The sequence below is a fragment of the Marinobacter sp. THAF197a genome (assembly GCF_009363275.1).
In the GTDB taxonomy this organism is placed as follows: Bacteria; Pseudomonadota; Gammaproteobacteria; order Pseudomonadales; family Oleiphilaceae; genus Marinobacter.
The window spans coordinates 1,659,571-1,673,374 of the sequence record NZ_CP045324.1; the positions used below are offsets into that span (position 1 = coordinate 1,659,571).

Here is a 13,804-nt window from a genome sequence, read left to right on the forward strand (position 1 = left end):
GGGTGATATGCTGAATAAAATGCTGTCAGAGGATTCCCTATGACCCGTATATCTGAAGAAACCGTGCAAGACTACCCGTTACTCCCGCTGCGGGACGTAGTGGTGTTTCCGCACATGGTGGTCCCGTTGTTTGTGGGCCGGGAGAAGTCCATCCAGGCACTGGAAGCCGCGATGGAGGGCAGCAAAGAAATCCTTCTGGTCGCCCAGAAAGACGCCTCAACCGATGAGCCTGGTGCCGTGGATGTATTCTCCATGGGTACTTTGGCCACCGTACTGCAGATGCTTCGTCTGCCGGATGGTACCGTCAAGGTGCTGGTTGAGGGCAATGCCAGGGCCAGCATTACCGATATTTCCGAGGGTGATTTCCTGTCAGGACAGGCCATTCTGATGGAAGAAGAGTCTTTACCTGAGCGCGAAGAGGATGTGCTCACCAAGACTCTGATGGACGAGTTTGAAAAGTATGTGAAGCTTTCCAAGAAGGTGCCGTCAGAGGTTTCCAATGCCTTGACGGGGATTCAGGAGCTGGAGCGCCTGGTGGATACCATGGCGGCCCATCTTGAAATGCGTATTCCCGAGAAGCAGGAACTGCTGGAGGCGCTGGACGTTCGCAAGCGTGTTGACCTGCTGCTGGGCAAGCTGGACGGTGAGATCGACCTGATTGAGGTGGAAAAGCGTATTCGCGGACGCGTCAAGAAACAGATGGAGCGGAGCCAGCGCGAGTATTACCTGAACGAGCAGATGAAGGCCATCCAGAAAGAGATGGGCAATCTGGGCGAAGGCAATAACGACTTCGAAGAGCTTGAGCAGAAGCTCGAGGAAGCGGGCCTGCCGGAAGAGGCGCGCAAGAAAACCGAAACAGAACTCAACAAACTGAAGATGATGTCGCCCATGTCAGCGGAAGCCACCGTTGTGCGGGGTTACATCGACTGGATGCTGGCGGTGCCCTGGAAAAAACGCAGCCGCGTGCGTCACGATCTGGAGAAGGCCCGTGAGATCCTGGATAAGGACCACTACGGCCTGGATGAGGTGAAGAAGCGCATCCTTGAGTACCTGGCAGTGCAAAGCCGTGTGAAGAAGGTCAAGGGGCCTGTGCTTTGCCTGGTTGGGCCTCCCGGCGTAGGCAAGACGTCGCTTGGGCAGTCCATCGCTAAGGCGACCAACCGCAAGTATACCCGGATGGCCCTGGGCGGCGTTCGGGACGAAGCAGAGATTCGCGGCCACCGGAAAACCTACATCGGCGCGTTGCCAGGCAAGCTTTTGCAGAAGCTGTCGAAGGTTGGCGTGAAGAACCCTCTGTTCCTGTTCGATGAAATCGACAAGATGGGCATGGACCACCGGGGTGATCCGGCGTCTGCCCTGCTTGAGGTGCTGGACCCTGAACAGAACCACACCTTTAACGATCACTACCTGGAGGTGGATTACGACCTCTCTGACGTGATGTTCGTGTGTACTTCCAACTCCATGGATATTCCGCCGGCCCTGCTGGACCGGATGGAGATCATCCGGATTCCGGGCTACACCGAGGAAGAGAAGGTCAATATCGCTCTGCGCTACCTGTTGCCCAAGCAGATCAAGGCGAACGGTTTGCGCAAGGACGAACTGAAGATTCCCGAACAGACACTGCGTGACCTGATCCGCTACTACACTCGTGAGGCGGGTGTGCGGGGCCTGGAGCGGGAAATCGCCAAGATCTGCCGGAAAGTGGTCAGGGAGCACGTAGAGGCCAACGACAAGGCCTCTGTGACCCTCTCGCCCGAGATGCTGGAGGACTACTCCGGCGTCAAGAAATTCAAGTATGGTCTGGCGGAAGAGAAGAACGAGATTGGTCAGGTGACCGGGCTTGCCTGGACCCAGGTGGGTGGCGAGTTGTTGACCATCGAATGTGCTCTGACCCCAGGTAAAGGTCGAGTGGTCAAGACCGGTTCATTGGGGGACGTCATGCAGGAGTCGATTCAGACGGCCCTGACGGTGGTTCGCAGCCGGGCTTCTGGCCTTGGCATTGCCGATGACTTCCACGAAAAGCATGATCTCCACGTGCATGTACCTGAGGGAGCAACGCCAAAAGATGGCCCCAGTGCCGGTATTGGCATGTGCACAGCGCTGGTGTCTGCACTGACCAAAATTCCGGTCCGGGCCGAGGTGGCCATGACCGGTGAGATTACCCTTCGGGGTAAAGTTCTGGCGATTGGCGGGCTCAAGGAGAAGCTGCTGGCAGCCCATCGGGGTGGCATCAAGACCGTCATTATTCCCGATGAAAATGTCAGGGATCTCAAGGAGATACCGGATAATATAAAAGACTCTCTTGAGATTCGTCCGGTGAAGTGGATTGACGAGGTTCTGGACATTGCACTGGCTTACCAGCCGGAACCGCGCACCGCCGATTCGGCAAAAGAGGGCGCCTCGTCGAAAGCCGGAGACGACGCCGGCGATGCTGCCGAGCGCATAAATACACATTAAACCCCCGATGAGTTGTTGACATGCCTGAGAGCCCGTTGGTATAACTGTTTCGCCGTGAAGCAGCCAATACCAAGGGCTCCCGCGCAGTAAGTGCCTATTCCGAACACCGGTGTACTACCGAAAGGAATAAGAAAACTGAAGAATGGAATTCTCCGACCGCATATGCGATAGTCGGGAACGTCCTCGAAAAACAAACCGACCTATAACATCTTCAACCTGAAATCGAAGGGGTTTAGTGTGAACAAGTCCGAACTTATCGATGCAATTGCAGAGTCCGCAGATATCTCCAAAGCTGCAGCTGGCCGTGCGCTGGATGCCATGACCAACTCCATCACTGGAGCACTGAAGAAAGGCGATCAGGTTACCCTGATCGGCTTCGGTACCTTTTCTGTGAAAGAGCGCGCCGCCCGTACTGGCCGCAACCCGCAGACTGGCGCTGAAATCAAGATTCCGGCCTCTAAAGTGCCTGGATTCAAAGCAGGCAAGGCCCTGAAAGACGCCGTTAAGTAAAGGCTCTTTCTTTGGCAGCTTTCGCTTGCGAAAGCTGCCGCAAGAATTCAAGGCGCATTCCGGACAGGGTGCGCCTTTTTACGTTAAAGTGCAGCCGCCTCACCAATAACACCAGCACGACCTTGAACAGGGATTCAGGAACAACATGCTTCAAGATATTCGGGATAACGCCCAGGGTACTATTGCAAAGGTTATTATCGGCCTTCTGATCATTTCTCTGTCAATCTGGGGGATGGACGCCATTGTTGGCGGTTTTTCCGGTGAGCCGGAAGTGGCCACTGTTAACGGAGACTCCATCACCGAGCGGGAGTTTTTGCGCACCGTGCAGCTGGAAACACAGCAGCGGCTCATGCAGATGGACAGCCCGGATCCCTCCATGCTGGATGAAGATCAGATCCGTCGGGATGTGCTGGAATCCCTGATCCAGGAGCGGGTGCTGACCCTCGACGCCCAGGCCCAGGGACTGGAGCTGTCGGATGCCGACATCGATGCGCTGATTACCCAGATGCCCCAGTTCCAGGTAGACGGTCAGTTTAACCGTGACCGGTTTGTGGCGACTGTGCGCAATGTTGGCATGGGCGTGGGTGAATTCCGCGAGAACATGCGGAAGAACTACGTGGTCAACCAGATTCGTGCGTCCATCGCGCAGACCGGTATTGTGGCCAGTGAAAACGCCGCACAACTGTTACGTATCCAGAATCAGACCCGCGATTTCCGTGTGCTGACCGTCAACGCAGACTCCCTGTCTGAGCAGATTACGGTAACCGAGGAAGAGATTCAGGCGTTTTACGACGACAACGCCGATCAGTTCCGTGAGCCCGAGCAGGTTAACGCGGCATACATTACGCTGTCGTTGGGCGCCCTGGCGGATGCGATCGAAATCTCCGAGGAAGACCTGCGGGCCTTTTACGATGAGCAGGCCGAAGAATACGCCCGTGAGGAGCGGCGCGCTGCCCATATCCTGATTGAAGACGGTAGCGACGCTGAAGCCACCATCGCGTCCATTCAGGAGCGTTTGGAGGCAGGTGAATCGTTCGCGGACCTGGCCGAGGAATTTTCCGCTGATACGGTTTCCGCCCGTGACGGTGGTGACCTGGGTTATGCCGGCCGTGGTGTCTACGATGAGGCCTTCGAGAACGCGCTCTTTGCCCTGGAAGACGGTGAAGTGTCCGGCCCTGTTGAAACCAGCTTTGGTATTCACCTGATCCGACTGGAGGGCGTGCGTCGTTCCGATGTGCCGTCGTTTGAGTCGTTGCGGGACGAGCTGCGTGATGAACTGGCTCGTAGCCGTGCCAGCGAGCGTTTTGCTGAAGTGCGTGCCCAGTTGGCGGACGCAGCCTACGCGGCGGACGATCTGGCGGGCCCTGCAGCAGAGCTTGGTCTGGACGTGCGGGAAGTGGACGGGGTAACCCGGGAGGGTGGAGCCGCGCCTTTCGATCACGCCGGGCTGGTGCGTCAGCTGTTTTCCGATGACGTACTGCAGGGCGGTTTCAATACCGAACTGATCGATGTTGGTGACAATGCGTCTGTGGTGGCTCGCGTCCGCGAATATTTCGAGCCTCGTCAGCGTGAGCTGGCCGATGTTCGTGACGACATTGCCGCCATGTTGGAAGCGCGCAAGACCCGGCAGGTGCTTGAGGCGAGAGTGGATGAGCTGATGGCTGCCCTGGAGGCGGGAGAAGATCCCGAATCGCTGAATGCCGGTGACTGGCAGCGTTTCGAGAACCAGGGGCGAGACGGTGCTAACCTGAGCCGACTTGTGGTTCAGCGTGCCTTTGCCATGCCACGCCCGGACGAAGGTAATCCTTCCATGGCCAAAGCCGTTGGCCAGCGTGAAGCAGCGATCATTCTGGTTGATGCCGTAAACGAAGGTGCGGTGGATACAGATGGCGCTGAATACCAGCAGTTGCGTCAATTCCTGACCCAGCTCGAGGGCCAGCGTGAGTACATGGCTTATCAGCAATACCTGAGAAACACCGCGGAGGTCGACAGGGATTGATTCCCGGGTGTGATCAAGAGTGATTAAAAAAGGGTGCCGATCAGGCACCCTTTTTTTACGTGTTAGGGAATCAGTTGGCTTTTTCGATGTACACCGTGGGAGTCTCACCGGTGACGTCGAAATAAAAGCCGTATACCGCCGATTCCGGTGGCGTGAAACGGAAGTTCTCAAACACGGCTGAACAGTTCGCTCGAACCGGCGTGTTGAGCGTTACTTCCTTGTCGTCTTTCTCGGACAGGTAACCGCAGTTGGTCCCATTGCTCCAGTTGGCATCGCCAAACTTGAATTCATAGGGTTGGCCGTCAGCCTTTAATTCGATTTCCGTTCGGTAGACGCCGGTGTCGACCTTCTTGACCTTGTATTCGGGCAGGGCATCCCACCAGGCAAACTGCCCGCGCAGATACAGTGACTGGCTATAGTCACGTTCACCACCGGTGGTGGCACAACCGGTCATAGCAAGCACAGAGACCAGCGCCAGATTGCCAAGTACTTTTTTCATGTTGTTCTCCTTGTTATCAATGGTCACAGCCGGCATGGCCGGCTGTGTTGAGGCCCGCCGGTCAGCGGGCAAATACCGCAACCGAGAGCCCGGGCACCAGGAACTCGCCAGCGTCGGCAGCCGCAGACTGGGCAGGGGAGGTATCGGCCCTGACGGAGAAATCCCCGTCCAGGGTGTGGTTCAGCGTCTGGGTGGTGTTGCTGGCGTTGATCACCACCACAATCTCGTTATTGGCAGGGTCCAGCTCCGGCAAACCGGCGGTACCGTCATCCAGCAGGCTGAACGCGATCAGCCCCGGAGTTTGCTGCGAGCCGGTGTTGAGGAAGCTGAGGCGGCTCTTGATGTCCTCCGCGGTCTGCAGCCGGAACAGTGGGCTTTCCTTGCGCACCCTTAGCAGCTCCAGCACCTGATCCCTGGTGTAGCTGATCGTCGCCGGAGTGGGGTTGGCGTGACTGCCAGCGGAGGTGATGACCTCGGTGATCAGGTCCCAGTTAGAGCCATCCTTGTCCTGGCGGGGCAGGCCGCGATTCCAGGCGGAGGCCTGGAAGCTGAAATCCACCTCGTTGTACCAGTCCCCGGAATCATAGCTGTCCCGTTCCATGGATTTGGAACGCAGTAGCTCGGAGCCCATATGCAGGAACGGGATGCCCTGACTGAGAATCGGAACGGCCAAGGCAACAACCTGCATCTGTGCCCGCTCCAGGGTGCTGGCGGCGTAGTCGGTTTTGTACTGGTTGTTGTCCCAGAGAGTCTGGTTGTCGTGCTTGGAAACGTAATTGATGATTTCCTGGGGATCTGCCGTGTAACCGGCGGCCTGCCCGTTGTAGTCAATTTCGGCCGCGGTTTTCAGCTCGTCTGTGGCGGTCTCAAACGGGTAGTCTGCCAGGCTGCCGGCGATGCCCACACGAATCCAGTCACTCACCTGCAGTAACCGGTTTCTTTCATCCTCGCTGCCTGTGTTCCGATCGTTGGGGTAGGTGAACAGGCCATTGGCAAACCCCTGATTGGCCCGAATGGCATCACCCCCATCGAAGGGCCCACCGCCACGTACGGCATCTCGCAGGCGATCGTTGAAGGAGCCAATACCGGTTCCGGCCATGTTGGTCTGGATGGCGTTAATGCCTCTGGCGTTGTTGGCCACCTCGCCGAAGTTCCAGGCTTCACCGTAGAAATAGGTGTCCGGATCGACCGCCTGCACCGCCGCCAGGGCCTTTTCCATATTGCTCAGCATGTGGTGGCCCATCAGATCAAACCGGAACCCGGATATTTTGTAGTGCCGGGCCCAGGTAACGAGGGAATCCACCATCAGCTTTTCCATCATCGCGTGCTCAGAGGCGGTATTCTCACAGCAGGTGGACTGCTCGACGGCTCCGGTTTCCGGGTTCAGGCGGTGGTAATAGCCGGGTACCAGCTTGTCCAGAACCGAGTTGTCGGCAAGGCCGGACGAATTGGTATGGTTGTAGACCACATCCAGAACCACGTTCAGGCCCAAGTCGGAGGCTGCCATCACCAGTTCCCGGAACTCGGTAATGCGTTGAGGGCCCTGGGCTTCTGTGGCATAGCTGCCTTCCGGCACGGTGAAGTGAACCGGGTCATAGCCCCAGTTGAAGCTGTCCAGGTCGCGGAACGTGTTGTACAGGGCCTGGGCGTGACCGGTGAGTGGGTCAAACCCTTCCAGAACCTGGCGAATCGTTTGCCCGCTTGCACAGTATTCAGAGAACTCGCTGGCGGCCGCTTCGGAAAGCTCACACAGCCGGTTGAAATCGTCTTGAATATCGACCACCTGATTCGGGTTCTCATTCACGGTGGCGATATCAAAGGCAGGCAACAGGTGCAGGTGAGTTACACCAGCCTCGGCCAGGGTCTTCAGGTGTGCGACGCTGTCGACACTGCCATCAGAAGGGGCTGTAAAGGCTTTGTATTTGCCACGATGGGACGGCTCAACGGTTTCGTCTGTGGCGCTGAAATCGCGAACGTGCACCTCATACACCACGACATCCTCCGGCGCTGACCTCGCTGGAATCGTAAGACTGTCCCATCCGGATGGCTTGTAGTCTGCGCCAAGGTCCACCACCTGGGCGTACTGGCCATTCGCCGAGAGACTGAGGGCGTAAGGGTCGGATACCAGGGCGGTTTCGATGGCGCCGGTTCTCGGGTGGTAAACGGAGACTTCGTATTGATAATACATCTCCAGCAGGTCGCTGCGGCTTCCTGAATGGCTCCACACCCCGTCGGATTCGATCATCTCGGCCGGATATCCGGGCAGGAGATTTCCGGCTTCATCGAACACATGAAGCTTCAGGTTCTGGGCGGTTGGTGCCCAGACCGAAAAGGTAACGGAGCTTGCGTCGACGATGGCGCCCAGCTCTCCGCTAAAGGCAAACAGATCATCCAGCACCCCGGGGATCTGCACGCCAGTGGCGGTTACCAGCTCGTCGTTACTGTTATAGGCTGCGGCGACCAGTTGGCTTTTTAACGCGGCTTTGATCGTTTCGCTGTCAGCGTTGATCTCGTAGGCCGGCCAATCCACCAGGTGGGGGAACTTGTCTGCACTGGCTTCAGGTAACGTGGTGGGTGTCAGTTCCACTATGTTGCCACCACTCAGGGTGTCGGAGTCGCTGACGTTAATACCGGCATTGTGGTCATAGCGAAGTTCAACCCGTGGCAGATTTCCGGTGTCCCGGAATACCAGGGTGTTGCGATCCACCCAATGGGCACTGGCGCCAGCAATGGTAATACCGTCGGTCTCGATCGGTGTACTGGATAACAGCTGGCTGCCGCTGACGGTGAAAATGCGGTTGCCGAGCGCACCGAAGTGCCAGCGGTGGTCCTGGCCGCCAATATCTTTCTCATCACCCTTGTGGACAATGAAGTTGAGGCAGTCCCCGGCTTCGCGCATGGGTATCCGGTAATAGGCGCCGTAGGTGTCGCTGATGCCGTCGGCCAGTCTTGGGTTGTCCCAGTCGGTCGGCACACCATCGGCCAGGCCGTCACAGCCAGCGCCGGCGTCGTTCCACAGGTGCAGGCCCCAGCCGTCATAGCTGGCATCTGGTCGCTTGTAATAGAGCAGGGCCTGGTTGGCCCCGGGTTCGAGCAGGCCGTCAGCGCCGGTATTTCCGCCGTTGGCCGGAGAGTCGCTGCTACTGCCGGAGTTGCAGCCGGTAAGAGCCAGCGCAAGGGTCAGCACTATGCCACCCGTGAGCCGTTTATGGTCAGGCATTGTCAACATCCTCTTTCCAATTGTTTTTGTTGGTGGAAGATCCGTTCCGGATCTTCCTCATGGTTGCGTGAAGCGTGCACGAGAACATCCCTCCGGGATCGGATTTTCGGGGCGTAGCCCTGGGTGGCAGCGGGGCGTAGATGTCATTGGGCGAGGGGCAAAAAAAGGGCCGGCAAATGCCGGCCCTGAAGGAGGTCCAAGTAGAGCGTGTGGAGTTTAGAGCCTTACCACCAGGCTTCGATCTGGGCGCCGATCTGGATGTCGCCATCAATGCCTTCGCCACCGCGTGCGGCCTCGGCTTCATCTCCGAAGAAGGTAGCAGCGTAAGCGCGGATAACGGGGCGCGCCCAGTAGCCAGGGCCGGCCTGCCATTGCTGGGCGATGGCCACTTTCCCGAGATCCTGGGATTCGGTGAACCAGGGGCGGTCGGTATCGCTGTAGCCGATCTCAATCGCGGTACTCATAACGGTTGACCAGTTGTAGATCGGTCGGGCGATGATGCTCAGGCGCTCACCATCACGGGCGCCGGCATCATGGGGTTTGGCCTTCTCATAGACAACGGAATGGCCCAGATCCCAGTTACTGCCCAGTTTGATCACGCCGTGGTTGAGCACGCGCCAGCTGGACTCGAAGTAGCCTGCAACGTTGCCGTTATCCACTCGCCCGCCACTGCTGCCTTCGGCATTGGCGAAGCCCATGGAGTCGGCGCCATACTGCACGGCGAACTTGTTGAAGCCACCCATAACACCTGAAGACAGCTCGGCGGTGAGAAAATAGCCGTTCTCGTCTTCAATACCGGCGTCTTTCTGCTGGTCGGTCAGGTCCGCCATGGCGTAGATGCCGATCAGCTCAAGGGTGTGGCCGCCGGCTACCGGGAAGGCGTATCGAACGTCAAGTTTGTTGTTCTGAACCAGGCCATCACCGTCGCTGGTGTCGGCATTGGTATAGGCAACGGACAGGTGGCCGGCACCTGCCTTGATGTTCTCGATACCCGCGCCGTAGCCGGAGTTGTTGACGTAGAAGAGATCCATCTGGTGGATGTCTTTACGCTGATAGAAGCGTTTGCCGGCCCAGAGGGTGGCGCCGGGCAACGACTCGACGACGTTTTTGGCAGACACATAAAGCTGTCTCAGGGCAATCTCACCGCCGCCGAAGGGGTCTGCGTTGTTGCGGGTGACTTCTTCGTTGGCGAAGTCGATACCGCTGATGTTGTTGCCGCCATTCAGTGCCTGGTAATCGTTGCCCTGGGGCTCAGCGCTGTAGGCAAGCATGGAGTCAATGCGGAAGGTCTTGCCGTCCTGGCTGAACAGCTCGTCGCCCAGTGACAGCTCGGCATAGGTGTCGCATTCGTCAGCCAGGCGGCCTACATAGTGACCGCTGGCGCCATTGCCGAAACAGGTTTGTTCGCCGCCGCTGCCGATATTGGTGGAGGCTCCTGCCCGGGCATAGCCGTGGAAGTCCACCGCGATGGCCGGTGTTGCCATGACCGCTGCGGTGATGGCAGCTGCCAGTGGGAGCTTGCTAGCGAAGAGAGGCTTTTTATTGTGCATCGTTTGAGTCCTGTGTTTTTGTCATTCTTGCATGTCAGGGAAGCGGAATTTCCGGTTCCTAGGTCCCGGTCAGGCTTCCGGTTCCCTTGATTGCAGCTTCTGCCAATCAGACATTGGGAAACCGGATTTCATGGTTCCTCAAGGCGGGTCTTTGTACATCCTCCGAGTCAGGGAATTTGGGGGGTGAGTTTCAGGGGGGAGGAGGGGCGTAGATGGCTGCGCCCCTGCCGGAGGATGTCTGAGTGGTTCAGGCGAGTACTATGTGTGACTACTCCAGCGGATAGCGGGTTGCCTTGAGGCTTTCCTTTATCTTCTTGAGATGGCTCAGGAAATCCTTTCCGCGCTTGAGTGTCACACCGGTTGCCAGGATGTCGATCACGGTCAGGTGGATAATGCGTGACGACATGGGCATATAGACTTCGGTGTCCTCCGGAGCGGTTACGCCAAGCACCGCTGTGCAGCATTCGGCCAGCGGAGATTCCGGATTTGTGATGCCAATCACGGTGGCACCATTGGCGCGTGCCACCTTGGCAATCTCAACGGCCTCTTTGGTTCTGCCGGTGTAGGAGATTAATACGATGACATCACCTACCTGGGCGCCGGCGGCTACCATGCGTTGCATCAGGGCGTCGTCGTAAGAGGTGACCGGAATGTTGAAGCGAAAAAATTTGTGTTGTGCATCCAGGGCAACGGACGCCGAACCACCCATACCGAAGAAGTTGATCTGTTTGGCTTGAATCAGGTAGTCAATGACGGTGCCCAGTGCTTTGGGGTCCAGGGACTGGCGGGCTTTGTCCAGGCTGGCGATGGTGCTGAGCATGATCTTGTCTGCGAACTCCGCCACGGTGTCGTCTGGCTCGACATTCTGGCCCACGTAGGGGGTGCCGGTGGCGATGCTCTGAGCGAGGCGGATTTTGAAGTCGGGGAACCCGGTGGCCGAGAATCCCCGGCAAAAACGATTCACCGTGGGTTCACTGACATCGGCAGCGCGGGCGAGGGCAGCTATGCTGTAACGAGTAGCTGCGCTGGGGTCACGAAGGATGGCTTCCGCAACCTTGCGTTCAGATTTGTTCAGGCTGTCGAGCCGGGACTGAATGTCTTCCAGCAGATTGTCGTCACGGTGCGCATGGTTTGCGGCCATGTTTGGGTACTCCCTCGGGGTGTGCCATCGTTGTTGGAAATTGTAGTGATTATACCGTGTTTAGGAACTTTTTGGTGTAGTAAAAATATCAATTAATGAAAAATACCCTTGGAAAATGCCGGTCAAGCTGTCATTATTTTTATAAAATTACTACATCATGCCTTTCAGGCGGCTGGTGTCGCTTTAAACTGAGAGAAGGAACCGATGGTCAACCGTACCGCTACCCGTTGTGACCTAATGCTATTCGGGGCGCTGGGGGATCTTGCCCAGCGCAAACTCTTCCCGGCCCTGTATCAACTTGAACGGGCGGGCCTGCTGGCGCCTGGCAGTCGCATACTTGCCGTTGCGCGAACCGAGGCCGGCACGGACAAGGTGAAAGAACAGCTGTTGGAGAAACTGAAAAAACACGTGAAGTCCGAAGAGTTTGACCCGGATATCGCGCAGTCTTTTCTCCAGCGAGTGGAATATCAGCGTCTCGACTTCAATGACCCGGAGGGCTACCAGGCGCTTCGGGACTGGCGGGACGAGCCGGATAACCAGCTGATTGTCTACATGGCAACTCCGCCATCAATGTACGGTGTGATTGCCCGCAATCTCGAGGCAACCCGTTGCTGCAATGAGCGGACGAGGGTTGTGGTTGAAAAACCCATTGGGCACGACCTGGAAACCTCCAGGGTGATCAATGATGAGTTGGGTCAGGTATACAACGAGAATCAGATCTTCCGGATTGATCACTATCTGGGCAAGGAAACCGTGCAGAACCTGATTGCCCTGCGCTTTGCCAACAACCTCTTTGCTTCCCAGTGGGATCAAAATCACATCTCCCACGTGGAAATTACGGTTGCGGAAAGCGTGGGTATCGAAGGGCGCTGGGGGTATTTTGACAAGGCCGGCCAGATACGGGACATGATCCAGAATCACCTGCTGCAGTTGCTTTGCCTGATTGCGATGGATCCGCCGGCGGATCTGTCCGCGGACAGCATTCGCGACGAGAAAGTGAAGGTGCTCAAGGCGCTCAAGCAGATTACCCCGGAATTGATGGGCAGCCATGTGGTTCGTGGCCAGTACACCGCAGGCACCAGTGGCGGCCAGCCGGTACCGGGGTACCTGGAAGAAGAAGGGGCGAACAAGGGCAGCGAGACGGAAACCTTTGTGGCCTTGAAGGCGGAGATCGACAACTGGCGCTGGTCTGGCGTGCCGTTCTATATCCGCACCGGCAAGCGGCTGCCGGAAAAGTTGTCCCAGATTATTATTCATTTCAAGCCCGCGCCCCACTACATCTTTGATCCAGACCAGAAGCACCTGGCCAACAACAAACTGATTATCCGCCTGCAGCCCGATGAGGGCATGTCCCTGAAGATTCTCACCAAGGACCAGGGACTGGATAAAGGTATGCGCCTTCGCCAGGGGCCGCTGGAGCTGACGTTCTCGGAGACATTCGAAACCGACCGAATTCCTGATGCCTATGAACGTTTACTGTGGGAAGTGATGAAGGGGAATCAGTACCTGTTTGTGCGTCGTGATGAGGTTGAGTACGCCTGGCGCTGGGTGGATCAGGTTATTGCAAACTGGCATGACAGCGGCGAACCACCCAAACGCTATGCCGCAGGAACTTGGGGGCCGGTGGCATCCATCGCCATGATTACCCGGGATGGGAGAAGCTGGTATGAAGATGCCTGATATTCGCCTGCCGGATGGCGTGGTTTTGGAGGCGGGGGAAGATCCTCAACAGGTGGCTGAAGCCCTTGCCACTGATGTTGCCCGTTTTCTGGTGCAGCGTCTGGAGAGAGCTGACAGGGCGAGCCTGGTGGTTTCCGGTGGGTCCACGCCTTTGCCGTTTTTTAAGGCACTTTCACAGGTGGATCTGGATTGGTCACGGGTGGATGTGCTCCTGGCCGATGAGCGTTGGGTGCCCGAGGGAGATCCGGCCAGCAATACCACCCTGGTGCGTGAGAATCTGCTGCAGAACAGGGCTGCTAATGCCAGCTTTCTTTCTCTGAAGCAGGTTGGTGCAACGCCTGAGGAGGGCCTGCCACGGGTTCGCTCTGCACTTGCCGGGCTGAAACTGCCGCTGGATGTGTTGATCCTGGGTATGGGGAATGATGGTCATACCGCGTCTCTGTTCCCGGATGCGCCGGAGTTGCCAGAGGCCATGGACCCGGAATCCAGGGATCTGGTCCTGGCAATGAACCCGCCGTCCCAGGCCCAGCAGCGCATTACCTTGACGCGTCCGGTGCTGGCCGGTGCCAGGTATACCGCCCTACACCTGAAGGGGAGTGACAAGCTGGATACCCTGACCGCAGCGATGGCCAGGCCGGAGGCCGTTATGGCTATGCCGGTCAGGGCCTTTCTCAAGCCTGGACTGAAGGTGTTCTGGAGTCCGTGATGATGAGGCAGTACGAAACAAAGCGGTCAGTAACTGCATTCA

9 protein-coding genes are annotated in these 13,804 nt (G+C 57.5%); 5 read left to right on the plus strand and 4 right to left on the minus strand.

The window, feature by feature from the left end; all coding sequences use genetic code 11:
• Positions 1 to 39 precede the first annotated feature (39 nt).
• From lon to FIV08_RS07745, 3 genes are all read left to right on the plus strand, one after another.
• Positions 40 to 2,457 (plus strand): endopeptidase La, encoded by a 2,418-nt coding sequence (lon, locus tag FIV08_RS07735; RefSeq protein WP_106695493.1) that lies wholly within the window; start codon positions 40 to 42, stop codon positions 2,455 to 2,457.
• A gap of 237 nt (positions 2,458 to 2,694) precedes the next feature.
• Positions 2,695 to 2,967 (plus strand): HU family DNA-binding protein, encoded by a 273-nt coding sequence (locus tag FIV08_RS07740; protein ID WP_008174603.1) that lies wholly within the window; start codon positions 2,695 to 2,697, stop codon positions 2,965 to 2,967.
• A gap of 145 nt (positions 2,968 to 3,112) precedes the next feature.
• Entirely contained in the window at positions 3,113 to 4,966 is a 1,854-nt protein-coding gene (locus FIV08_RS07745; RefSeq protein WP_152437913.1) for a SurA N-terminal domain-containing protein, read from the plus strand.
• Between the two features lie 70 nt (positions 4,967 to 5,036).
• Here FIV08_RS07745 and FIV08_RS07750 read toward each other — a convergent pair whose 3' ends face one another.
• The 4 genes from FIV08_RS07750 to FIV08_RS07765 all read right to left on the minus strand — a co-directional run bounded on the left by FIV08_RS07750 (position 5,037) and on the right by FIV08_RS07765 (position 11,376).
• Positions 5,037 to 5,465 (minus strand): hypothetical protein, encoded by a 429-nt coding sequence (locus FIV08_RS07750; protein WP_152437914.1) that lies wholly within the window; start codon positions 5,463 to 5,465, stop codon positions 5,037 to 5,039.
• Between the two features lie 61 nt (positions 5,466 to 5,526).
• Positions 5,527 to 8,685, minus strand: a complete 3,159-nt coding sequence (pulA, locus tag FIV08_RS07755) for a pullulanase-type alpha-1,6-glucosidase (protein WP_152437915.1) — start codon at positions 8,683 to 8,685, stop codon at positions 5,527 to 5,529.
• A 224-nt stretch (positions 8,686 to 8,909) separates the two neighbouring features.
• Positions 8,910 to 10,235 carry a maltoporin LamB gene (lamB, locus tag FIV08_RS07760; protein ID WP_058089492.1) on the minus strand — a complete coding sequence of 442 codons (1,326 nt, stop codon included), beginning with the start codon at positions 10,233 to 10,235 and terminating at the stop codon, positions 8,910 to 8,912.
• Between the two features lie 268 nt (positions 10,236 to 10,503).
• Positions 10,504 to 11,376 (minus strand): MurR/RpiR family transcriptional regulator, encoded by an 873-nt coding sequence (locus FIV08_RS07765; protein ID WP_058089493.1) that lies wholly within the window; start codon positions 11,374 to 11,376, stop codon positions 10,504 to 10,506.
• A gap of 204 nt (positions 11,377 to 11,580) precedes the next feature.
• On the opposite strand from FIV08_RS07765, the gene zwf reads away from it, so the two are divergent.
• Together zwf and pgl are read left to right on the plus strand one after the other, a co-directional pair.
• Positions 11,581 to 13,056, plus strand: a complete 1,476-nt coding sequence (gene zwf / locus FIV08_RS07770) for a glucose-6-phosphate dehydrogenase (RefSeq protein WP_058089494.1) — start codon at positions 11,581 to 11,583, stop codon at positions 13,054 to 13,056.
• The gene (pgl, locus tag FIV08_RS07775; RefSeq protein ID WP_152439613.1) at positions 13,049 to 13,762 is read left to right on the plus strand and encodes a 6-phosphogluconolactonase; all 714 of its coding nucleotides are present in this window, start codon (positions 13,049 to 13,051) and stop codon (positions 13,760 to 13,762) included. The genes zwf and pgl overlap by 8 nt, the downstream gene beginning before the upstream one ends.
• Positions 13,763 to 13,804: the final 42 nt, after the last annotated feature.